The following is a 22341-nucleotide window of genomic DNA, read 5'->3' as shown; positions in this document are numbered from 1 at the left end:
TTCGCGATCAGCGCATTACCCTTAGGCGGCAAGCGCCAGGTCGCTGGTAAGGTCGAGAGCCGACGATACGGCCTTGGCTTCTGCATCAGGACCCATGGCGACGCCCTCGATGCGGATAACTTCGACATCGGTCATGCCAAGGAAGCCAAGCGCAGTCCTGAGGTAAGGTACAGCATGATCGAATGCTGCTGCCGGACCGCTCGAATAGACACCGCCCGAAGCGATGACGATGTAGACCTGCTTGCCTGTGACCAGGCCCTTGGGGCCTTCAGCGCCATAGCTGAACGTCTTGCCGGCGCGGGCGATATGATCGACCCAGGCCTTCAGCGTTGAAGAAATGTTGAAGTTGATGAGGCCCGTGGCGATAACGATGCTATCGGCGGCAAACAGTTCATCGACGATGGCATCCGATACGCCAACGACGCTCTGCTGACGCTCCGAACGGGATTCGACCGGGGTGTAGATGCCCGACGAATAGTCCGCATCGATGTGCGGCAGCGGCTGGCTGGCAAGATCGCGCTTGACGATGGCGCTGCCGGGCGTCTTTGCCTGCAGCTTCTGGGCAAGTTCGGTAGCGACGCGCGTCGAATGCGAAGCGGCACCGCGGGGGCTCGATGTAACGAGAAGAATGGAAGACATAGCCTAAGTTCCTTCAATTGATATTCTCGGGTGAGAACTGATGGCTGTAATTTGGTGCTCGACATCCATTTAGAAAACTGGGAAAATATCGATCAATTCCATCTAATAGATCGATAGGTCAGGCAATGCAGGCAAATCCGACGCTCGACCAGCTTCAGGTGTTCGTGACAGTTGCGGAGTCCGGCAGCTTTTCGGCTGCGGCGCGCAAGCTCAATCGCTCGCAGTCGGTGATCAGCTATACGATCGCCAATCTCGAAGCGCAGCTGGAACTGCAATTGTTCGAACGCGGTGGAACCCGCGAGCCCCGCCTGACGGAAACCGGCAAGGCCATGCTCGAGGACGCACGGCGCATGGTCTCCGTGCTGCAGAGCCTGCGTTCACGTGTCGAAGGGCTGAAAATGGGCCTCGAAGCCGAGGTTGCCGTCGCCATAGACGTGTCATTGCCGTCGCCCGTGATGACCTGCGTGCTCAAGGCGTTCCAGGAACAGTTTCCGACAGTGAGCCTTCGCGTTCATGTCGGCGCGCTCGGCATGGTTTGGGATCTGGTCCTGAAGAAACAGGCGGATTTCGGCATAGCCGGTCCACCTCTCAACGCCCATGACGAACTTGTGCTGGTGCAAATCGGCCAGACGGCCATGACTCCCGTTGCGGCACCGAGCCACCCGCTTGCGCTTTATGAGGGGCCGGTCCCGCTTTCCTTTATTCGCGATCATACGCAACTGGTCATTACCGATCTCAGCGAACAGACCAAGGGGCGCAATTTCGGCGTGTTCGCCTACAAGATCTGGCGACTGACGGACGTCGGCACCAAATATGATCTCACCGTGGCCGGCCTCGGTTGGGGCGGCCTGCCGAAATGGATGGTGAAGGATGATATCGCTGCCGGCCGGCTGGTGCAGCTCGATCTCGAACCCTATCCGGAAACCGAGTATCCGCTCTTGGCTATCTACCCTGTCGACCGGCCGCTCGGACCGGCCTCAAACTGGCTGATCGATCGGTTCAAGCAGGAATTGGCACGGTTTGGGAGCTGACCGAAACAGTCACCATGGGGCTCTCCGGCTCTCCGCCTTCGTCCCCGGCCATACGACTCGGGCTCTTGTCCCGAGGATACGAGACAATTGAGACATCGAGGCATCGGCGTCAAAAGACTGGATCCTCAGCCCAAGCCCGAAGTGACCGCGGAGAAGGGCAGGGCGGAGCGTCAATGAAACCGCATGAAAGGTGATCGGTAGCGCGCCGCAGCGCACCCTCAAATCAGCTTGTCCATAGTAATCGGCAAATCGCGCACCCTTACGCCTGTCGCGTGATAGACCGCATTGGCGATGGCCGGCGCGACCCCGACGATGCCGAGTTCGCCCACCGCCTTGCCGCCGAGCACCGATGCGTGCGTATCGGGTATGCCGACCGAGATCACCTTGAGGTCCGGAATGTCTGCATTGGTCGGCACCAGATAGTCCCCGAGATTATTGTTGATCACCCGACCGTTGCGCGCATCGACAATGCCTTCCTCAAGCAAGGCCTGACCGATCCCCATGATGATCCCGCCCTTCCATTGGCTTTCGGCGAGCTTCGGATTGTAAAGCCGGCCCGAGTCCAGCGCCGAGACCATGCGCGCCACGCGAACGGTGCCGAAATCGGCATCGACCCGCACCTCGACGAAGTGAACGCACCAGCTATGCAGCGAGTAGTCGCCATCGGTCGGCGACAGCATCGTCGTGATGGTGGTGAAGTTGCGGAAGTGATCTTTCTCGTTGCGTAGGTTCTCCGGCAACGTATCGCGCAGAGCTTCGATCCGCTCGCGGCCCGTCCGCTGCATGATTTCGGCAATGCCGACGCCGGCGCCGGTATCGCGCGGTGACGATATTACGCCGTTCTCGACAATGAGCGTATTCGCCTGGAGGTCGCGGAACGGCGAATTTGGATCGTTGATGGCGAGACCGATCAACTCGTCGCGTGCGGCGAGCGCCGCCTTGTGCACGGCGCCGGTGATCAGGTTGGCGAACTGCGAACCGCCGGCGACCGGCGCCCGGGGCAGCGAAGAGTCGCCGAGCTTGACCCGCACCGTCTCGAGTGGAACGCCGATGGCCTCCGCAGCCGTTTGCGCCAGGATGGTATAGGTGCCCTGGCCCATGTCGATGCCGCTGCTGGCGACCTCGACCGAACCGTCGCCAAGGATGCGGACCAATGCTTCGCCTGGGGTGCGGCGTACGGGGTAGGTGCCGGCTGCGACACCGTAGCCGATGAGTTGGTTCCCTTCGCGCATCGAACGCGGCTTTGACTGGCGCTTGCTCCAGCCGAAGGCCTCCGCTCCGGCCGCATAGGCTTCGCGCAGGCGGCGGGTCGACCACGGCTTCCTGGCATGCGGGTCTTCCTCGGCGTAGTTGAGAAGGCGGATTTGCACCGGGTCGATCCCGACTTCATAGGCGAGTTCATCGATCGCGCATTCGATGCCGAAGGCGCTGGGATTTTCGCCGGGCGCACGCAAGGCGCCGGGCTTCACCGTGTTAACGGGAACGACGTTCTGGCGCGAACTGAAATTCGGCGTGGCATACATGATAGACGTCACCGAGCCCAGCGGCTCGACTTGAACGGCTTTCATGGAAGTCTCATTGGCGCCTGTCTGGACGATGGAGACAAGCTTGCCGTCGCGCGTTGCGCCGAGTTCGATCGTCTGGCGTGTCGCCGGCCGGCCGCCATAGGCCGTAAAGGTCTGCGCCCGCGTGACCGCGAGCTTCACCGGGCGGCCGAGCATGCGCGCAGCATTGATGGCAATGGCGCCGTGTTCGAGGGCGAGCGCCTTTGATCCGAAGCCGCCGCCAATATAGGGCGAGCGCAACTCAACGTTTTCGAAGGGGACGTCGAACCACTCCGCATAGGTCCGCGCCATGCCGTCGATCCACTGGCTGGGCTCCCAGACCGTCAGCCTGTCGCCTTTCCACTCCGCAATGAGGCCGTGCGGTTCGATCGGCACATTATACTCGCGCGGCGTCCGGTACTCATGCTTGATGCGGATCGGGGCGTTCGCAAGCGCGCCATGCGCGTCGCCCCATTCGATGGTCATTCGGTCGAGTGGCATCCCGTCCCCGGCCTTGGGATCATCGAGGCCCGCGATCGCCGGCGCCTCTTCGTAATAAACCTTGACCAGCGCCGCCGCCGCCGTTGCCTGCTCGAAAGTTTCGGCAATGACAGCCGCTATATGCTGGCCGGCAAAGGTGATGCTACGGGCGAGCGGTTCGTAGGGCGCATCGGAAGGCGGCGTGTTGAGCCAGTCGGTTGCAGATTTGATCGGCAGCGCATTGTCGGGGGTCATTACCAGCAATACGCCCGGCGCGCGTTCGGCGGCACTTGCGTCAATGGAAATGACGCGGCCCGATGCGATCGCGCTTTCGACGAGGACGGCGTGTACCATCCCTTGCGGATGGTGCTCGAGGGCATAATCAGCAAGGCCGGTTATCTTCGCCGGTCCGTCGATGCGCGACAGACGCCCGCCCAAGGCGCCGTCGGCGGCGTCCCCACGCTTTGCTCTGGTTTCAACGATGGTCATGCCGCGGCTCCAATCTTGAGGATGGCACGTTCGACGACGCGCGGGGCAAGTTCGATCTTGTAATGGTTGGCGCCATGGTCGACGGCATCCTCGACGGCCAAACGGCTCGCCTCCTTGATAGCGTCCGGCTCGAAGGCCTTGCCGCGCAAGACGTCCTCGACGGCCCGCGCGCGCCACGGTTTTGTAGCGATACCGCCTAGGGCGATGCGAATGTCAGTGATGGTGCGGCCGTCCCCGCCAAGTTCGATGCCGACGGCGGCGCTCGCCGCGGCAAATTCATAAGATTGCCGGTCCCGCACTTTCAGGAAGGTCGAACGGCGCGCCGCTGGCGAAGCCGGGATCGAGATCGCGGTTATGATTTCGCCCGGGCGCATGGCGTGTTCCTTGTCCGGCGTTGCGTCCGGCAGCAAGAAGAAATCATCGATGGGCACCTGGCGGTCGCCGAGATACACAAGAGCATCGAATGCCGTCAGTGCCACCGCAAGATCGCCAGGATAGGTGGCGATGCAGGCGCTGCTGCCGCCGAGCACCGCATGCGAGCGGTTGACGCCGGTCAGTGCGGCGCAGCCACTGCCGGGGTTTCGCTTGTTGCAATTGGGAAATGTTGCCGGATCGCGGAAATAGGTGCAGCGCGTGCGCTGCAGGAGGTTGCCGCCAATTGTCGCCATATTGCGTATTTGCGCCGATGCCGCCTGCCACAGCGCCTCGGAGATTGCCGGGAACTCGCTCTTGATTGCCGGGTCCTCGGCAACGCGGCTCATGCGCGCGAGTGCGCCGATTGTGGCGCCTTTCCCGTCGATGCGCACCACATCCAGGCCTTTGAGATGGCTTATATCGACAACGCGCTCCGGCTCGGCGACGCCACATTTGGCGAGGTCGATCAAGGTGGTACCGCCGGCAAGCAGCATTGTCGCCGGCATTGCCGCGGCGCTTAGCGCCTCGTCAATCGTAGCGGCGCGAACATAGGAAAAATCCCTCATGACATCTCCTTTGCAGCTTCGCGCACGGCATCGACGATGTGCGGATAGGCGCCGCAACGGCAGAGGTTGCCGGACATATATTCCCGGATTTCATCGTCGGAGCCGGCATGGCCCTCGCGAATGCAGGCCACAGCGGACATGATCTGTCCGGGTGTGCAATAGCCGCACTGGAAGGCGTCATGCTCGAGAAACGCGGCCTGTACCGGATGCAGCGCGTCGCCGGGCGCGGAAAGGCCCTCGATCGTTTCGATCTTGCTGCCTTCGACCTGTGCGGCGAGCGTAAGGCAGGAGAGGACGCGTTCGCCGTCCACATGCACCGTGCAGGCGCCGCATTGGCCGTGATCGCAGCCTTTCTTGGTGCCGGTGAGTTGCAGATGTTCGCGCAAGGCGTCGAGCAGCGTCACGCGTGCCTCGACTGTCACTTGCCGCGACTTGCCGTTAATATCGAGATTGAGGCTGATTTGATTTGTCATCGGCGTCTTGACTCCGTTCTGATGACAGTAAGTCCCAAGGGCCGCCGGGCGTTCCACGGGCAAAAGGCCCAAAAAACATGACACGACGGGTCCAGATAGGGTATTAGTCCAGAGATCACGCTATAATCGGAGGTGCCTCCGTTTTTGAAACATAGCGGTTGGCCGAGGGTGGTTCAAGCCCCAGCTTTGTATTTTTGGAGTTCGACAATTGGGAAAGGGATCCCCGCCGGAGAAAGCGAAAGAGGCAAAGGCACCGAGGCCGCTTCGCGCCGATGCCAGCCGCAATCGCGACAGGCTGGCCGAGATTGCCGGCCATGTCTTTGCCGAACGCGGTGGCAACGCTTCGCTTGAGGAGATTGCCCGGCAGGCCGGCGTCGGCATCGGCACGCTCTACAGGCATTTTCCGACGCGCGAACATCTGGTGGAAGTCGTCTACAGGCGGGAGGTCGAAGGGCTTTGCGCCGCCGCGGACGAGTTGGCACTCCATAACGCGCCGGATGCCGCGCTTGGCGAATGGATGCAGCGTTTCGTCGATTACATCGCCGCCAAGCGCGGCATGGCCAATAGCCTGCGCATTCTCTTCGACGGCAATTCGCAGGTTTTCGCCAATACGTCCGGCATGGTCGCAGGGGCCTTGCGCAAGCTCGTAGACGCAGCGGTGGCCGATGGCTCGATCCGCAGCGACATCAACAGCTCCGACCTCCTGCAGGCGCTCTCAGGCATATATTCGGCGCCGGATACCCCCGAATGGCGCGAACAATCGCGCCGCCTCGTCTCTTTGCTGATGGACGGATTGCGCTGGGGTTCGAAGAAGGCGCGGTTGTAAGCAATCTGTTTGTCCCGGATGGCATGGTCCGAATTCTTCGGAGCCATCGGCATGTCAAGACAAAGATAACGCTATCGCGTTCCTATTTGCGGAGCGAACTTAGTACCAGTCGCGCCGCGTTCAAATACAGCTATGCTGTCATAAAAGTGCATGGAAAGCGTTGTTTTTGAGAAATGGGTCTCTTCTACAGCGCCGCGTGTGTGTTCGGCATTCAACTCGTCGACCAGATGCTTGCACTGCTCGATGAAGGTTCCCGGGCGCGCATATCCGCCGCCATATTCTTCCCAATAAGCGGTGTGCAAGTCTTCCACCATGTAGACTCCATCGTCTGCTATGCGGGGGTAAAGGTAGCCGAAGGTTGCCGCGATGTGTTCCATGATATGGCTGCCATCGTCCAGAACGACGTGAGGCGTCCCGAATTCCGACAGCACTGCCTTGAGAAAGGTCTCGTCAGACTGATCGCCAATTCGAACATGAATTTGGTCTTCTTCAAACGCGCTGCATTCCGGCCTGATATCGATACCAACGATCGTCGCCAATGGGCCGAAATACTGTTTCCACATCTGCAACGAGCCACCCTCACCGCAACCGATCTCCAGAAACGTGACTGGACGAGTAACATAACGATGGAAGTGCCGTTCATAGGCAGGAAAATAGTGCTTCCATTTATGAATGAGGCGTCCCTGATTGTTAAGAAATAGCGGCCAAAGTGCCATCTTGGCTCCTGCTGAAATTGCTAAGCTATAATCAAGCTAATGACTTGTATGGTCAAGCGCGCCGAGCCAGCACTCGAATGGTGGATAATGGCAACTCGACCACCGGACCACAGCGAAGCGCGCCATGTATCATATGCAGCAACAAGAGGGATTGCCCTGCGGTTTTCCAACTTTAGTCCGTGAAGCACAGGTTGCGAAATTTGTGCCAGTATGAAACCTTGTCCGCACAATTTCCGCAATACATTCTGAGTAGTCAAAAATACCAGTTCGCTGGTGCTGCGAGAGAGGATTGAAATCTAAATAGCGTAACAAAATCAATACATTGCGCCTAGTTTTGTAACATTGTAACGCCCTGTCAAATGGTCTTATTTTCTGGTTCTAAGTGCCTTTCATTTTCTCTTCGAACAAAAAGTTCACCCGTCCTACGATCCGGGCAAAGGTAAACGCCGCTTCCATAAGCAGAAAGAAAAAACACGATCTTATCGCAAAGCTGAGGATGCGCGTTAAAACGGCGAGCTGTGCGATGAGCCAATCTCCAAAAAACAATCTCCATATAGTGACGATTGAGGCCTGGGCGTCGGGTATAATAATAATTAGCGAAGCGCCGAGCAATAGGAGCGCTACGATAACAAAATACGAAATATTATAAAAAAGTTCATTTGATAATTTGGTCAAGCGTCGATCTCTATTCTGCTTCTCTAATGAATCAGTCTCAGCTACTGCATCCTTTCGACTAGACGCCAAATAGAAAAGAACACTAAAACTAAATCCAAGAAGAATTGATACAGCGTTGTTGATTGCATTTAAGAAATCTGGCATCTCCTTCAAAAGAGCAAATGAAATTATGATCGAAAAAATTAAGAATACAGCCATTCTAGGCCAAATTGTAAATTCTTCTTGCGTTCTATAATTATAGAACGTTCCATTATTTTTTTCTATGATCTGCAAGATTCTATTCATCTTCAGCTATTGAGATTACCTGATCTCTAAGAACCGCAACAATTGCCTTGCAAGTCTGATCGTTGGCTGGATGCCCCTCCTCATCAACGGGCACATCTAGCGAAAACTTTGATGCGTGGTGACCCGTCTCGAACATATGAATCGTTCGGGTCTTGCCATTCATCTCAGCAAGGACCGTGCAATCAACGATATCTTCATCGTCGATTTCAATGATGTCGCTCTCATTCATGAGATCAGCAACTGCCCTCTGGATTTGGCTTTGCTTGCCGCCAAAGAATGGCAAAATGGAGGTCTTAACCTTTTCTACCAATGGATCGGACTTACTTGCACGACTAAGTGCGATGGTCATTTTTCCGCGGACGCTGCTGCGGCCAGCAAGGGATGTTGATTTATTTGCGACATTTACCCGGATTTCGCGCGGCTCAGCATTCCGATAATATGCAGCGCCCAATCTGAACGAACGAGACCTGACTTGCTTTCTATTTGGCAGCATGTCTACCAACGTTTTCTTTAGAGACTCATACCCGCCAAATAATCCCAAATACTGACTTCCAATATATATTCTACCGGATTCCGACAGGTATATTAAGAAATGGAATGGGCGGAGATTAACGCTAATGGCCGGAATTCTTCCCTTGACCGTATTGTCGTAAGCATGGCCCCAATACGAAGCCTTAAATGTTCCAGTAATTGTCCGTGCGTCAGCTCGTTTGACATTTACCAAAGGGACTTCAGCGCGAAACCGAAGCCTATCAACTTCCTTTTCATCGCTGAGGTCGATGGGTTTCTGAGATGCCATTTTATCAAACAGGCCGTTAAATTCTTCGGCTGTGAATGGGATCAGCATTTCCCTTTCCCCGTCTTTTTTTGTCCGCGTTAGATAATGAAAACTCGCGCTGACTTCTTCGTTCTTTTTTGCCGCCATATTGCCCCTCCTGCGCCCGCCGGTATTGACCCAGCTGGGGCGAAGTGATTCGCCCCAAGTATCTGCCCAGCATCTATAAAACCGTTTATGAAGTCGAGTGCTATGGTCACAGCCCGCAGTTCAGCGCTTATCCGGGCACATCTTCTCAATGACCTGTAGAACGGAACCCACTGCGGAATTGGGCAAATTCTCCGGATTGTTTTGAATGTGAGCCATAATTGATGAGTAAAAAGTATCGTTGCTTATTTTAGATGAGGCAAAGCAAGACCGAATATCCATAATCCGCTTTATTTCCTGATCTCCCGAACCGACTGTTGTCACATAGTCGACGACGCCTTGCGCGTAACCCACCGCTATCGCCTTAGGGGCTTGAACAAATTGCGCTCCCGTCATAGCGCACGCTGGCGATGCCATAAGCATGGCTGAAATAACAATCATTTTTTTCATGATTCCACCCTCAACTCTCAACGGAAATTGACACGACTTCCGAGGATTTGATAGGGCGCGCGCGAAGACTGCTCCGGCGGTCTTTCGTTAGATCATATCCTCAGGGGATATATGGCTCGGCATAGCCTTTTTCGAGCAGCCAATCGTTGATCAACTCGTCCCCTATGTAGATTTCGGCAAGATAGCGTCCATACTTTTCCTGCTTATCTTTAATGGTGCAAAGGATTACCTCCTTGCCCAATATCCTACCCTCTAAGGCTTCCTTTGCTGTTTGGCCAGCAGCCTTGGTCTCCCCCTTCATTTCCGGAGTATCAATGCCATAGAGGCGCAAAGGCTCGTTGTGCCTCCATGTGTTAAATCCAAGGTCGATATCGGCCCTAACGGTGTCACCATCCGTCACTGATACGATTCTCGCTTTATATTGATAGAGTCCGCAAGCTGGTTCAGCCATTGCTGCGATAGGTGCAGCCACTGTCACTGCGATTGCGATAGGTATTGCTTTGAACATTTCGCCATATCATATCGTTTTACGGAGCCATTGTCTGCCGGTAGAGGCGTCCAATGCTTCGACCACTCTTAGAAGCTTAGAAACGAAGAAGACCGCCGAGGCGGTCTTTCAATTTCGCGTCGATCCTATCGGCTAGCCTGGTCGATAAACACCAATTGCCTTTACCCGAATTCGTGGCTTCGGATCAGGATACCATCGATCAAGGTCGGCAAGAACCTCATCTAGCAATTGCTCATCGTCCAACTTCTGTCGCTTTTGAGCATCTGCAATAGCCTTCCGAATAATTGTTGATACGGTCATCCCTTTGCATCCTCGCGGATACGATGCTCGTCTTCTGGTGTAAGATCGACAAATTCGACGGCGGTGTCGGGGGACGTATCAGAGTCCAGAAAATCCGCTTCCTCTTCCTCAAAGCCATCGCCTTTGTAAAAGACTTCACCATCCTCCACGCCGTCCATCTCGTCCTCAATATGGTCCAGAAGCGAATTAGCGATTCCAAGGCTATCGATAAGCTGGTTGGGGTGTTCGCGGGTATCGGCGCGGGCCGCGCTATCGGCGCGCAACAGATCATCAATGACGAATTCGCAGAAAAGCTCGTCACGCTCGTCGTCGGCGAAGAGAACGAGATTGTAGGCGTCTTGCCATTTATCCAACCAAGGCCGGAGACAAAGCTGAAGGAAGGTCGAACCCATCTGTTCGGCGTTTGACCATGTGGCGCGGGAAAGCTCGAAGAGCATGTGCGGTGGGATGCCGAAGGCGCGGGCAATCTCGCGGATTTGTTCAACCCGCATCTCTGCGAACTGCGCATCGGTCGAATTCAAGGCAAGCTGCTGATAACGCCAACCGCCGTCAAGGATCAGGGGATCGCCTTGTTTGTCTGCGGCGAACGTGCTGCGCCATGCGCGTAGCATGTTGCCGATTGTCTTGCTGCCGTTCTCATTGGCCGGTGTGTTCTTCTCATTCCAAAGCATTGAAGCCGGGCGTGCGCCGCCAGCGAACAATTGCGCGGCGTGCTTCTCAAGCACCATGGCAAGGGAAATAGCTTCGCGGGCGCTTCTGATCGGCGCAATGCCGCCAAACGCCGGAATGTGCAGAATGTCTGTGTAGTGATAGGTCTTTTGAGCCTTGCCCTTTCCAGAGACGAAAATTGGCTCGCCAGTGTCATCATCGAACTTAACGGTAGTGAGCGCGGGATCGAGCCGATTTAGTTCAAACGGCCTGCCATCAACGCGGTTCACAAAGGCAAAGCCGCCATGATGCAAAAGGGCGTCGGCGGTCAATTGAACGCGAAAGAGGTTCGCAGAGGTCCAGCCGTTTGCCCATCGATGAACGAGCTTATAGGCCGGATGATCCTTAGCAACTTCCTTGCCGTCATCAGTATTGCGATAGACCTTGCAGGGAAGCGAGCCAGCTGCTTCAGAAATAAGCCGAACGGCCTGAAGGACTGCCGGAACCTTCAAAGCAGAAACAGCGCTAACCGAAGGTCCGGCAATTGTCGGCGTAGCACCAAAAATCCCAAATGCATTGGGATCGTTAAGCGAAAACTCTTTCTTCTCTATTGGGGCTGGTTTCGAATTGAAACCAAAGAACTCACTGATACGCGATACTGGCACAAAACATTCCTACGTTCATAACGTAAGAATATTGTCCCATTTTCTAGGAATTTAAGCAACATATAGTATGAAAATAAACCTACATATTTGGACCGACTATCAGCTTTCCGCTTGGTCAGGGGACTTTTTATCTTGGAGTTCGAAGTAAGGAATACGGTCAATTGCCTTTTTCTTCGCGGCAATCGTCACATCTCCATAATCATCACCGGCAGTGCGTGGAGCATGGCCCTGAATGGCGTCCAGGATTCGTGTATCAATCTCTGCTTCCCGGCCAATAGTCTTGAACGAATGCCTCCATCCATGATTCGGGGACACGCCTTCAGGGATAACCCCTGCATTTTGAAGCCATTCTGAAACGCGACCGGCTATCGTTTGAGCGGGTCGCGCGGTTGGGCGGCGGTTTGTCTTGGGATAGAAAAGCGGTCCTTCCTGTGACGCATTCACAAATTCGAGGAAGCCAAGTTCTACAATCTGCTTGTGCAACGGCACGTCGCGATATTGCCGGCTCTTAACGCTTCCGGCGTCCGGCGTGATCCGCATAACCGGAATACCCTTCTCCTGCCGAAAATCTTCCTTTCGAAGCTGTGTTATTTCGGCAATGCGTGAGCCTGTAAGGGCGCAAAGCAAAGGTGCCCATTTTTTGGCGGCGCTTGTTTCGCGAAGCTCACGTGTGCGTGGATTGTCAGAATGAGGTGCGACGTAGTCGAGCGAGAGTTTTAGAATTCCCTTCGCTTCCTCATTTGTGAAGCCCTTCGATCGGTTCAACGCCTTTGCCGCCACCCGCATCTTGATATTCTGTGCGGGATTGGATTCTAGGTGGTCATTTGATACCGCCCAATTAAGCACCGCTTTGATGGCTGTAAGATAAACATCCTTCACCGTTCGCGGCGCTAGCGACGAAGCTAGCTTTGCATCCTTCCATTCAATGAGCTTTTTCTTTGTCAGCTTGTTCGCGTCGTCACTGCGCGCGAACCGAACTAGATCGTCTATGACGCTGGTCCAGCGTTTTTCAGCGCCGATTCCTTTGTCATTGGCTTTAAGTTCCTGCATGTAGAGCTTGAAAAGCCCCTTTATCGAAACGGACGGTTTTTCGTCTTCGATCGGCTTTGCATTGGCAAGTAAGGGATGTTCCGGCTTGCCGGTATAATCACCCTCATCGCGCTCGATTACTCTTCCAGTGGCTTCTAATTCGGCAACGCACAGACCACGGGCAAGCGTCCGCCAAGCAAGCGTTCCCTTCTCAACGGTCGTGTTCCCGAGTCGGCGGTAACGTTCGATCCTGCTTCCGACTAATGTTTCCAATTCGTCGTCCCGAAGATTTCCCGCGATTCCATCCCTAAGCAGCGAGATGGTGATGTCATCAACGCCAACGTTAGCCCATTGATGTCCGGCGTTTCTCGACTCTTCGTCAAACGCCAAGCGCTCATTATAATGACGCAAGGCGATTTGAGCATCGGACAAAGGATAACGTCCAAGCTCAACAGGCTTTCCGGAACGCCGATCGGCAACCGCAATCTTGTGCTGCAATGCCGCAACTGCACTCGGTAATTTTGCAAGTGCAGTTCGTCTGTCGGGGCCTAGAGGCGTGCGTAGTTCGGTCTTTCCGTCGAGAAATTGACGCAAATTGTCTGGGATCACGAGCCGAGCGTAATATCTACCGTCGCGATTAAGAAGGTGCCGGACCTTGCCGCTCATTGATTTTGGCTTCCGCTTTGTAACATTGTTTGTAACGGAAGAATGACCAAAGCCCTTGGAAAATCAATATGTTTTTTGTTTTCAAGGGGATGGGATGGTGCTGCGAGAGAGGATTGAACTCTCGACCTCTCCATTACCAATGGAGTGCTCTACCACTGAGCTACCGCAGCCGATTTGCGAACGCGGCGGACTTCTGCCATATCATTGGTGAAATCGCAAGCAAGCAATCGCAATCTTTTTGCGCCCGATTATTCATAAGGTGCCTAAGCCATGGCAGCTTGTGGATAAATTAGCACCTTATTCGTCCGGGATATGTGGGACAGGACATGAATTCGTCGTCGAAAAACCCGAATCGCGAACAATTAAATCGCGAGAAGCGGCGCTCGGATGAGCTTCGCGCCAATCTTGCACGGCGCAAGCAACAGGCGCGTTCGCGTCGGGCCGGCGCCGCCGACGACCGGGACGAGGGCATTGTCGCGGCCGCGGAAAAACCTGCCGGTTCCTCCAAAGGGGACCATGATTGACCGGAAACCGGTCATAAGCCTTTCTTGAACCATTCCGTGGGATGGTTTACAGCAACCGGCTCCGCATGGGGCTCAAACGTTAGGACGGGGACTTTCCCGCGAAAGTGATAGATATGGATCGCATCAAGATTGTTGGCGGTAACAAGCTCAACGGCGTCATTCCGATTTCCGGCGCCAAGAATGCGGCCCTGCCGCTGATGATCGCCTCGCTGTTGACCGATGACACGCTGACGCTCGAAAATGTCCCGCATCTCGCCGACGTCGAACAGCTGATCCGCATCCTCGGCAATCATGGCGTCGACTATTCCGTCAATGGACGGCGCGAGCGCCAGGACGGCGCCTATTCCCGCACCATTCATTTCAGCGCCCGCCATATCGTCGACACGACGGCTCCCTATGAACTCGTCTCGAAAATGCGTGCCAGCTTCTGGGTGATCGGCCCGCTGCTCGCCCGCATGGGCACCGCCACCGTGTCGCTGCCGGGTGGATGTGCCATCGGCACGCGTCCGGTCGATCTTTTCATCGATGGCCTGCGGGCGCTCGGCGCCAACATCGAAATCGAGAACGGTTACGTGAAGGCGACTGCGAAAGGCGGCCTCGTCGGCGCGCGCTTTGCCTTCCCGAAGGTTTCCGTCGGCGCGACCCACGTCCTGATGATGGCGGCGACGCTCGCCAAGGGCGACACGATCATTGAAAATGCCGCGCAAGAGCCAGAAGTCGTCAATCTTGCGGACTGCCTCAATGCGATGGGCGCCAAGGTCAGTGGCGCCGGTACGGCGACGATCACCATCGAGGGTGTCACCAGTCTTTCGGGCGCGCGCGTCCGCGTCATCCCCGATCGCATCGAGACCGGCACCTATGCAATGGCCGTTGCCATGACCGGCGGCGACGTCATCCTTGAGGGTGCTGACGCGAACCTCCTGCAGGCGGCCCTGACGACGCTTGGCCAGGCAGGTGCAGAAATCTCCGAGACCAATTCCGGCCTGCGCGTCGTTCGCAACGGCCACGGCATCATGCCCGTCGATGTGACGACGCAGCCGTTCCCAGGTTTCCCCACCGATCTGCAGGCGCAGTTCATGGGCTTGATGACCAAGGCGAAGGGAACGTCGCACATTACCGAGACGATCTTCGAAAACCGCTTCATGCACGTTCAGGAGCTGGCGCGCCTCGGTGCCAGGATCTCCCTGTCAGGCCAGACGGCCAAGATCGAGGGTGTCGACCGGCTGAAGGGCGCACCCGTCATGGCGACCGACTTGCGCGCCTCCGTGTCGCTGGTCATCGCTGGCCTTGCCGCCGAGGGCGAAACGGTCGTCAACCGCGTCTATCACCTCGATCGCGGCTTCGAGCGGCTCGAGGAGAAGCTCACACGCTGCGGCGCCGAGGTTCAGCGCATCAGCGACTAGGCTTCGCGGTCGGTGGCGCAGGGTCTCGATCGGAACTCGCTCCGGATTTTGCCAAGTCTGTAATTCCATTTGTCCGCACTTTCCTCTAACAGGAAAGGGTGTGCGGCGCCGGGACGGTGCCGTGCCTCTGGTAGCTGTGCATAGGGTAGACATGGACACTTTGAAACTCATCGCGCTCGATGAGGAAGATCTGCAAATTCTTTCCGCGCATCTGCAGGATTCCGTGCTCAAGGTGAGCGATATCGATTACCTTGCCGCCGAGAAAAAGCTCGTTCTCGCCGTCAATCGCTTTGTCTGGGAACTCGCCGCCGATGGCAAGCGCCATCGCAGCTTCGAGCGTCGCCGGACGGCCGTCCTTTTCGATCGCGTCATGAGCGTCAAGGCCACGGGGATCGATCGTAAGTACAAGGATGACATCCTGTCGCTGCTGGCGATCCGCTTTATCGTCGGCGACGCGCCCTCGGGCGAGGTCGAGCTGACCTTTGCCGCCGGCAAGGCCTTGCGGGTCGAAGTCGAGGCCATCGAGGCGCAACTCACCGACCTTGGCGGCGCCTGGGAGACCCCGTTCAAGCCCGACCATGATGCCTGACCGGCAAAGGAGCAATTGACGTGGCCATTGTCCTCAAGCAATCGCAACCGGATTTCGAGGCGGCGTTTTCTGCCTTCCTTGCCACCAAGCGCGAGGTTTCGGAAGATGTGGACCGCGCGGCTGCCGATATCATTCAGCGCGTGCGCGCCGAGGGTGACGCGGCGCTGATCGAATATTCCCGGCGTTTCGACCGCATCGATCTCGCAGCGCATGGTATTGCAATTTCGCCGGCCGAGATCGATGCCGCGGTTGCCTCGGCGCCGGCAGTGACGGTGGAAGCGTTGACGCTCGCCCGCGACCGTATTCACTCCCACCACGCGCGCCAGCTGCCCAAGGACGATCGCTACACGGATGAGCTCGGAGTCGAACTCGGCTCGCGCTGGACCGCTGTCGAATCGGTTGGGCTCTATGTTCCAGGCGGCACCGCGAGCTACCCGAGCTCGGTGTTGATGAATGCCGTTCCGGCCAAGGTCGCCGGCGTCGAGCGCGTCGTCATGGTTGTGCCGTCCCCGGACGGCAAGCTCAATCCGCTCGTCCTTGTTGCCGCCCGGCTTGCGGGCGTTTCGGAAATATATCGCGTCGGCGGTGCGCAGGCGATTGCAGCGCTCGCCTATGGCACCGAGACGATCACGCCTGTGGTCAAGATTGTCGGTCCGGGCAACGCCTATGTGGCCGCGGCCAAGCGCCGTGTCTTCGGCACGGTCGGCATCGATATGATTGCTGGTCCATCGGAGGTGCTGATCCTTGCTGACAAGGAGAATTATCCGGAATGGATCGCAGCTGACCTTTTGGCCCAGGCCGAACATGACAGCGCCGCCCAGTCGATCCTCATCACCGATGACGCCGCGTTCGGCGAAGCTGTCACTGCAGCAGTCGAGCGGCAACTCCTTGCCCTGCCGCGCCGGGAGACCGCGAGCGCGAGCTGGCGCGATTTTGGCGCGGTGATTCTGGTAGACGATCTCGAGGCGTCGCTCCCCCTCGTCAACCGGATCGCCGCCGAACACCTTGAGATTGCCACGGCCGAGCCGGAAAAATTGCTCGCAGGCGTGCGCAATGCCGGCGCGATCTTCGTCGGCCGTCATACGCCCGAAGTCATCGGCGATTATGTCGGGGGCTCCAACCATGTGTTGCCAACAGCGCGGTCGGCACGCTTTTCGTCCGGTCTTTCAGTGCTTGACTATATGAAGCGAACCTCCATCCTGAAGCTTGGCGCCGATCAGTTGCGCGCACTGGGCCCGGCCGCAATCGAGCTTGCGCGCGCGGAAGGGCTTGATGCGCATGGCAGATCGGTAGCGATCCGGTTGAACCTTTAGGACGACAATGACAGCAACGGGCGATACCGATGCACGGCTGATCGATGTGGAACTGGACGAGACGATCGGCCGTTCGACACCGGATGTCGAGCACGAGCGTGCCGTCGCGATCTTCGATTTGATCGAGGAGAACAGTTTTCGTCCCGTAAACGACGATGGCCCCGGGCCCTACCGTCTCAAGTTGTCGCTGGTCGAATCGCGGCTGATCTTCGCAATCGCGCGCGAGAACGGCGACGATGTCGTAACGCACATCCTGTCACTGACGCCGCTCCGCAAGGTGGTCAAGGACTACTTCATGATCTGCGAAAGCTATTACGAGGCCATCCGTTCGGCCAGCCCGAGCAAGATTGAAGCGATCGACATGGGGCGACGCGGCCTGCACAATGAGGGCTCGCAGACGCTGATGGATCGCCTCAGCGGCAAGATCGAGGTGGATTTTGACACCGCCCGCCGCATCTTCACCCTGGTTTGTGTGCTGCATTGGCGGGGATAGGCGAACCGACGCCCGTCGGTCCGGACCAGTTGCCGGACGAAGAAGGGCCCGTCAAATCCGCGATGCCGGGCGCGGTGCTGTTCATCTGTGGCCAGAATTCAATCCGCTCGCCCATGGCCGAGGCGCTTGCGCGCAGCCTTCTGCCCTCTTCCGTCTATGTGGCCTCCGCAGGCGTCGAGAAGGGCGAGCCCGATCATTTCGTCGATGAAGTGCTGGCGGAGATCGGCCTCAAGCGCATTGCTGTCCAGCCGCGGACCTTCGAGGAACTCGAGGATCATTATTTTGACCTCATCATTACATTGTCGCCCAAGGCGCACCATATGGCACTTGAGTTGACCCGGACGACGTCAGTGCATGTGGAATATTGGCCGACGCCCGATCCGACGCTCGTACGCGGCCGCCGCACCCAGATTCTCGATGCCTATCGCGACGTGCGCAACAACCTGAAACGCCACATCGAGGAACGTTTCAAGGCGGCGAACTGACCCGCCAAACCCTTGCGCGCATTTGCTGAACTCCGTTGTTCACAAATGGCGCGCAATACTATAGGTTCCGCCCAAAATTGCGGTCGAGCACGACCACAAATTGCCCTTTCGGAGATAGAACTACGCATGGCGAAAGAAGAAGTACTAGAATTTCCCGGCCTCGTGACGGAATTGCTGCCCAACGCGATGTTTCGCGTCAAGCTTGAAAACGATCATGAAATCATCGCCCACACGGCAGGCCGCATGCGCAAGAACCGCATCCGCGTTCTCGCCGGCGACAAGGTCCTTGTCGAAATGACCCCCTACGATCTGACCAAGGGTCGCATCACCTACCGCTTCAAGTAATCGGCCCGGATCCCGTCCGCAGGAAATGCCTTGATGAGCGATCAGCCAAAATTCGTTCTTGCGTCCGGTTCGCCGCGTCGTCTTGCCCTGCTGGGCCAGATCGGCATCGAACCTGACCGCCTGCTGCCTGCCGACGTGGACGAGACGCCACTGCGCGCCGAACACCCGCGCTCGCTGGCACGCCGCCTGTCCCGCATCAAGGCGGAGCGGATCGCCGAGGAGTTGAAGGGCGATGCCGAGTTCGGTGAAGCCTATATCGTCGCCGCCGATACGGTGGTGGCCGTAGGACGGCGCGTCCTGCCGAAGGCCGAAATCCTCGATGACGCCACCGCATGCCTTCGCCTTCTCTCGGGCCGCTCCCACCGCGTCTATACCGGGCTTTGCCTGATCACGCCGAAGGGCAAGCAGCGCCAGGACCTCATCGAGACGCGCGTCCGCTTCAAGCGTCTTTCGCGCGAGGAACTGGAGAGTTATCTTGCGTCAGGAGAATGGCGCGGCAAGGCCGGCGGCTACGCCATCCAGGGCCTCGCCGGAGGTTTCGTCGTCAAGCTGGTCGGATCCTACAGCAATGTGGTCGGCCTGCCGCTCTACGAGACCGCGAGCCTCTTGCATGGCGAAGGCTACCCCGTCTATGCCAATTGGCAGAATTCGGGTCATTGAGGGGATCGGATCCCGTGACTGACGAAAACAAGAGCACAGCCAAGGTCATGCCGCTTCGGCCGACGCGTCCTTGCCCCGAATGCAAGCGCCCGTCGCACCGCGAACATTATCCCTTCTGTTCGGCACGCTGCCGCAATGTCGACCTCAACCGCTGGTTGACCGGCGCCTATGTGCTGCCGGCGGTGGAAAGCGCCGACGACAGCGACGGCGAGGACTGATCAGAGCTTTATGATGCGCTGTGTTGCCGGCTGCGACAGAACGATGTTGACGGCGCGCAGTGCATTGATGCTGTCGGCAAGCGGCATGAGCTCCGCGCCCGTCTCGCCGGCCCGTATGGCCGCCATGACCGCCATCGTCAGAAACTGCAGACCTGTGACTGAGAAGGGGTGATCTTCGATAACCCGCCCGGGAACGGGCAGGCGGGCGAGGAGGTTGCCGAGGAGACCGCGCGCTGCCGGCAGGGGCCCGAATGGCGGCGTCAGCGCAAAGCCGTGAAAGGTGGTCACGCTGCGCGCGCCGGTAAACGGCGCGTCGATCCGGATCGCGCCTTTGGCGCCTTCAATGACGAAGTGATTGGCGCCCTCCTCATCGAGGCCTGAGGATAGCCTGGCTTCCGCCTCATCATAGTGCAGGACAATCTCGCAGCGCATGTCCACGCCGTTCGGCGCGGCGTGCCAGAGGCCGGAGACCTTCTGCGGCTGGCCCAGGAAATGCATGGCGAGCGAAACGCAATCGGTGCCGAAGGTGAGCCCGGCGCCGCCGCCGAGCGAGCGGTTGAAGAACCGGCTTTCAGCGTCAAAGGCGTGCAATACCGACAGCTCGGCGGTTATCCGCCGTACCGCACCGATTTCACCGGCATCGACCTTCTTTTTGGCCGCAATCACAGCGGGCAGGAAGCGCGCCGAGGATGCTTCCATGGCAAGGATATTGCCGCGTGTGGCTTCGCGCTGGATAACGGCGGCTTCCGTGTGCGAAGGGGCGAGGGGCCTATCGATCAGCACCGGCTTGCCCGAACGCAGCGCCTTCAGCGCCTGTGCGAGATGCAGCGAGCTCGGTGTTGCGATGTAGACGGCGTCGATGGCGGGATCTGCGATGACGAATCAAGGTCGGCATAGGCGGATGCGCTGCCGAAAGTCTCGCGGAATTTTTCAGCGCTGGAGAGCATTCTCGAGTGATTGGCGACGAGCGCCGCATCGGGAAGCAGCGAAAGATCGGACGCGAAACGCCGGGCGCTCTCCCCGCTGCCAATAATTCCCCAGCCAAAGGCCCCAGCCTTGGCGGACTTCTCCCCCGTCTCGACCATATGTTGCGAATCCCGTCTCCGATGCCATCAACAAACGCATCAATGCATGCCCTTTGCAAGAGGCAGAAAAACGGCAAAAAATTCGCGAGTTGATGCTGGACAGGATGATTTTTAGTGTTATAACCCACGCGCTTCTGACGGAAAGCCAACCCCGTCCACAAGCTTTGCCGGACAACGGAAAAAGCCCTGAAGTGCCCAGATAGCTCAGTTGGTAGAGCAGCGGATTGAAAATCCGCGTGTCCGTGGTTCGAATCCGCGTCTGGGCACCACTTCTCTTGTGCACCGATTTACGAACCCATCCACGCCAATGTCGCGTCGTAAACCGAGAGTGTCTCCCAGCGATGACCATATGACCAGCTGCTCCAGTACTATGCGGTGCCCCGCAAATCCAGCATGAAACCGCGTTCGACGAGGTCTTCGGAACCGGCAAAGCGCAGGGACCCGGGGTAGGCGAGCGAGAAGTCTTCAGAAAAATGCGGGGAGGCGAGAATGGCGCCGTAATGGGCGCCGCCGTCGGCATGGCCGCCAACTTCGACGATCTTGCGAAATTCGTCGATGGAGTCGGATGAAAAGCGGTAGTGCAGCAGGACACCCGTGATCGGCGTGAAATTTCGCATCGACGGAGCCGGTCCATGGATGCTTCCGAGGCGGTAATGCGTTGCGTCATCGACCCACAGCAATGGAAACTTCGACAGGCGCATGTCGCGCCCGAACAGACGTTGCCGCGGGCCGCCACGCAGCGCACTGCCGTAGCGCTCATGCTTGACCGTGTAGCCATCGCCGTCAAAGTGGGAGGAGACCTCGAAAGGCCATTTGCTGCCATCATCGACGAAGGCGCCGCTGCTGAGCGCGCCGGGCGGATAGATGTCGATCATCGGGCAATGCGCCCGCGACATGCCGGCGCGTTCAAGATCGCCGATAAAATCGCGGATCGAGCGACTCTCCGAGCCCGGAAAGACTAAAAATTCGTCGGCGTCGAGCGACAGGTACCAGCGATTGCGGCCATATATGTCGAAGAAGGCATCGCGCCAGTCCTTGCCGCGATCGGTATCCTTGTACTCGAACTCCGAACTGAAGAGATCGACGTCCGGCTGGTTGGAAAGCGCCTCGGTCGTGCCATCCACCGAGCGGTCGTCGATAATGATGAAGCGGGTGACGCCGAGCGAGCGGTAATAGCGCAGGAACGAACGGATGTAGTTGTTGGCGTTCCTGACGACGCAGATCGCCGGTATATCGTGTTCCAAGAGCGGATGGTGCGGCCCGGATTGCCGCACAAGCTTTGGGTCGTTGTCGCGGCCCCCGATTTTGGATTTCGCCTGCCGAAAGTAGGATTTCAGCTTCCGGACGACAGGCACGCTCCCCTGCTTGTGCCAATCGGCAGTGCGTTTGACGGGGTATTTGAAACTCATGCTGGTCCGATCCTCTGTCCCGCCTTCAACTACGCAAAACCAGAAATTGCAAGCGCAATCTTTATCGATGGAACCTTTGGATAGTTGCAGGGTTTCCCTTTGCGCACGAAAGAGCCCGAAAGCTAACTGCTGGATCCGGTAAAGCTTTCGCTCGTTCTCAAGCGCTTGGATTGGCAAAGTTTTACAATCGCATGAAAGCTTGCGGTTGAAAGAAACCGGTTTCACTTTGGCAAATCAATATTTGCGGTTGCAGTATTATTGTCATATAAACCCGCCATTGTCGGGTAGAGCCGCGCTGCCACTGATTTAGTCCACACGGGGCCTTTAGGGGCGAACATGCTGGGAAATCAGGGCGGTTAGGAGAAATTCATCAAAGAAATTGGGCTGAAACCAGGGAAACCTTAATTCCTATTTATTAGACTTTTGTCGTAGAGACCCTATAGTGAACTACTTCAAGCTATAGTAGAGTTAGCTTATAAGAAGCATGGCAA

At 57.3% G+C, this 22341-nt stretch carries 26 protein-coding genes and 2 tRNA genes; 11 read left to right on the top strand and 17 right to left on the bottom strand.

Going from position 1 to position 22341, the window contains the following annotated elements; translation table 11 throughout:
* Positions 1-21 precede the first annotated feature (21 nt).
* Positions 22-639 (bottom strand): FMN-dependent NADH-azoreductase, encoded by a 618-nt coding sequence (locus GF108_RS12420; RefSeq protein WP_153668164.1) that lies wholly within the window; start codon positions 637-639, stop codon positions 22-24.
* A gap of 125 nt (positions 640-764) precedes the next feature.
* On the opposite strand from GF108_RS12420, the gene GF108_RS12415 reads away from it, so the two are divergent.
* Complete coding sequence (locus GF108_RS12415) at positions 765-1670, top strand: LysR family transcriptional regulator (RefSeq protein WP_153668163.1); 906 nt, start codon at positions 765-767, stop codon at positions 1668-1670.
* Between the two features lie 218 nt (positions 1671-1888).
* On the opposite strand, the gene GF108_RS12410 is transcribed toward GF108_RS12415, so the two are convergent.
* From GF108_RS12410 to GF108_RS12400, 3 genes are read right to left on the bottom strand one after another with little or no spacing between them, the layout of a single operon-like run.
* Positions 1889-4183 carry a xanthine dehydrogenase family protein molybdopterin-binding subunit gene (locus GF108_RS12410; protein ID WP_153668162.1) on the bottom strand — a complete coding sequence of 765 codons (2295 nt, stop codon included), beginning with the start codon at positions 4181-4183 and terminating at the stop codon, positions 1889-1891.
* Entirely contained in the window at positions 4180-5163 is a 984-nt protein-coding gene (locus tag GF108_RS12405; protein ID WP_153668161.1) for a xanthine dehydrogenase family protein subunit M, read from the bottom strand. Before GF108_RS12405 ends, GF108_RS12410 begins: the two co-directional genes overlap by 4 nt.
* Positions 5160-5636 carry a (2Fe-2S)-binding protein gene (locus GF108_RS12400; protein ID WP_153668160.1) on the bottom strand — a complete coding sequence of 159 codons (477 nt, stop codon included), beginning with the start codon at positions 5634-5636 and terminating at the stop codon, positions 5160-5162. Before GF108_RS12400 ends, GF108_RS12405 begins: the two co-directional genes overlap by 4 nt.
* Before the next feature lie 208 nt (positions 5637-5844).
* Here GF108_RS12400 and GF108_RS12395 point away from each other — a divergent pair, with 208 nt between their 5' ends.
* Positions 5845-6462, top strand: coding sequence for a TetR/AcrR family transcriptional regulator (locus tag GF108_RS12395; RefSeq protein WP_153668159.1), 618 nt, complete (start codon positions 5845-5847; stop codon positions 6460-6462).
* A 71-nt stretch (positions 6463-6533) separates the two neighbouring features.
* On the opposite strand, the gene GF108_RS12390 is transcribed toward GF108_RS12395, so the two are convergent.
* The 10 genes from GF108_RS12390 to GF108_RS22715 all read right to left on the bottom strand — a co-directional run bounded on the left by GF108_RS12390 (position 6534) and on the right by GF108_RS22715 (position 13865).
* Positions 6534-7178, bottom strand: coding sequence for a class I SAM-dependent methyltransferase (locus GF108_RS12390; RefSeq protein ID WP_153668158.1), 645 nt, complete (start codon positions 7176-7178; stop codon positions 6534-6536).
* Positions 7179-7556: 378 nt separating this feature from the next.
* Positions 7557-8126 carry a hypothetical protein gene (locus tag GF108_RS12385; protein ID WP_153668157.1) on the bottom strand — a complete coding sequence of 190 codons (570 nt, stop codon included), beginning with the start codon at positions 8124-8126 and terminating at the stop codon, positions 7557-7559.
* Positions 8127-8130: 4 nt separating this feature from the next.
* Complete coding sequence (locus GF108_RS12380) at positions 8131-9063, bottom strand: hypothetical protein (RefSeq protein WP_153668156.1); 933 nt, start codon at positions 9061-9063, stop codon at positions 8131-8133.
* Positions 9064-9183: 120 nt separating this feature from the next.
* Positions 9184-9510: a hypothetical protein gene (locus tag GF108_RS12375; RefSeq protein ID WP_153668155.1), complete on the bottom strand. Its 327-nt coding sequence runs from the start codon at positions 9508-9510 to the stop codon at positions 9184-9186.
* 100 nt (positions 9511-9610) lie between these two features.
* A complete protein-coding gene (locus GF108_RS12370; protein ID WP_210386066.1) occupies positions 9611-10018 on the bottom strand; it encodes a thermonuclease family protein in 408 nt (135 codons plus the stop codon).
* A gap of 132 nt (positions 10019-10150) precedes the next feature.
* Positions 10151-10318, bottom strand: coding sequence for a hypothetical protein (locus GF108_RS12365; protein ID WP_153668154.1), 168 nt, complete (start codon positions 10316-10318; stop codon positions 10151-10153).
* Positions 10315-11631 (bottom strand): phage portal protein, encoded by a 1317-nt coding sequence (locus GF108_RS12360; RefSeq protein WP_153668153.1) that lies wholly within the window; start codon positions 11629-11631, stop codon positions 10315-10317. The genes GF108_RS12365 and GF108_RS12360 overlap by 4 nt, the downstream gene beginning before the upstream one ends.
* A 99-nt stretch (positions 11632-11730) precedes the next feature.
* Positions 11731-13326 carry a tyrosine-type recombinase/integrase gene (locus GF108_RS12355; protein WP_153668152.1) on the bottom strand — a complete coding sequence of 532 codons (1596 nt, stop codon included), beginning with the start codon at positions 13324-13326 and terminating at the stop codon, positions 11731-11733.
* A 95-nt stretch (positions 13327-13421) separates the two neighbouring features.
* Positions 13422-13496, bottom strand: a tRNA-Thr gene (locus GF108_RS12350).
* Between the two features lie 192 nt (positions 13497-13688).
* On the bottom strand, positions 13689-13865 hold the full coding sequence (locus GF108_RS22715; protein ID WP_153668151.1) for a hypothetical protein: 177 nt from the start codon (positions 13863-13865) through the stop codon (positions 13689-13691).
* A gap of 98 nt (positions 13866-13963) precedes the next feature.
* On the opposite strand from GF108_RS22715, the gene murA reads away from it, so the two are divergent.
* The 8 genes from murA to yacG all read left to right on the top strand — a co-directional run bounded on the left by murA (position 13964) and on the right by yacG (position 19356).
* A complete protein-coding gene (murA, locus tag GF108_RS12340; RefSeq protein ID WP_027230313.1) occupies positions 13964-15253 on the top strand; it encodes a UDP-N-acetylglucosamine 1-carboxyvinyltransferase in 1290 nt (429 codons plus the stop codon).
* 151 nt (positions 15254-15404) lie between these two features.
* On the top strand, positions 15405-15842 hold the full coding sequence (locus GF108_RS12335; protein ID WP_091919773.1) for a DUF2948 family protein: 438 nt from the start codon (positions 15405-15407) through the stop codon (positions 15840-15842).
* Between the two features lie 20 nt (positions 15843-15862).
* Positions 15863-17155: a histidinol dehydrogenase gene (gene hisD, locus GF108_RS12330; RefSeq protein WP_370462144.1), complete on the top strand. Its 1293-nt coding sequence runs from the start codon at positions 15863-15865 to the stop codon at positions 17153-17155.
* A 7-nt stretch (positions 17156-17162) separates the two neighbouring features.
* On the top strand, positions 17163-17648 hold the full coding sequence (locus tag GF108_RS12325; RefSeq protein WP_153668149.1) for a UPF0262 family protein: 486 nt from the start codon (positions 17163-17165) through the stop codon (positions 17646-17648).
* 62 nt (positions 17649-17710) lie between these two features.
* Complete coding sequence (locus GF108_RS12320; RefSeq protein WP_051614812.1) at positions 17711-18133, top strand: low molecular weight phosphatase family protein; 423 nt, start codon at positions 17711-17713, stop codon at positions 18131-18133.
* 126 nt (positions 18134-18259) lie between these two features.
* A complete protein-coding gene (infA, locus tag GF108_RS12315) occupies positions 18260-18478 on the top strand; it encodes a translation initiation factor IF-1 (RefSeq protein ID WP_008122731.1) in 219 nt (72 codons plus the stop codon).
* Between the two features lie 33 nt (positions 18479-18511).
* Positions 18512-19138: a Maf-like protein gene (locus GF108_RS12310; protein WP_027230308.1), complete on the top strand. Its 627-nt coding sequence runs from the start codon at positions 18512-18514 to the stop codon at positions 19136-19138.
* 14 nt (positions 19139-19152) lie between these two features.
* On the top strand, positions 19153-19356 hold the full coding sequence (gene yacG, locus GF108_RS12305; RefSeq protein ID WP_091950815.1) for a DNA gyrase inhibitor YacG: 204 nt from the start codon (positions 19153-19155) through the stop codon (positions 19354-19356).
* Here yacG and GF108_RS12300 read toward each other — a convergent pair whose 3' ends face one another.
* Together GF108_RS12300 and GF108_RS12295 are read right to left on the bottom strand one after the other, a co-directional pair.
* Positions 19357-20184, bottom strand: a complete 828-nt coding sequence (locus GF108_RS12300; protein ID WP_246663946.1) for a Gfo/Idh/MocA family protein — start codon at positions 20182-20184, stop codon at positions 19357-19359. It lies immediately after the preceding gene.
* Positions 20163-20441: a hypothetical protein gene (locus GF108_RS12295; protein WP_153668147.1), complete on the bottom strand. Its 279-nt coding sequence runs from the start codon at positions 20439-20441 to the stop codon at positions 20163-20165. Before GF108_RS12295 ends, GF108_RS12300 begins: the two co-directional genes overlap by 22 nt.
* Before the next feature lie 193 nt (positions 20442-20634).
* Here GF108_RS12295 and GF108_RS12290 point away from each other — a divergent pair.
* Positions 20635-20710, top strand: a tRNA-Phe gene (locus GF108_RS12290).
* Positions 20711-20809: 99 nt separating this feature from the next.
* Here the strand turns inward: GF108_RS12290 and GF108_RS12285 are convergent.
* Positions 20810-21850, bottom strand: coding sequence for a glycosyltransferase family 2 protein (locus GF108_RS12285; RefSeq protein WP_153668146.1), 1041 nt, complete (start codon positions 21848-21850; stop codon positions 20810-20812).
* Between the last annotated feature and the right edge of the window lie 491 nt (positions 21851-22341).

The organism is Phyllobacterium sp. SYP-B3895, assembly GCF_009647635.1.
Classification (GTDB): Bacteria; Pseudomonadota; Alphaproteobacteria; order Rhizobiales; family Rhizobiaceae; genus Phyllobacterium; species Phyllobacterium pellucidum.
This window is presented reverse-complemented; position numbering and strand designations above follow the sequence as displayed.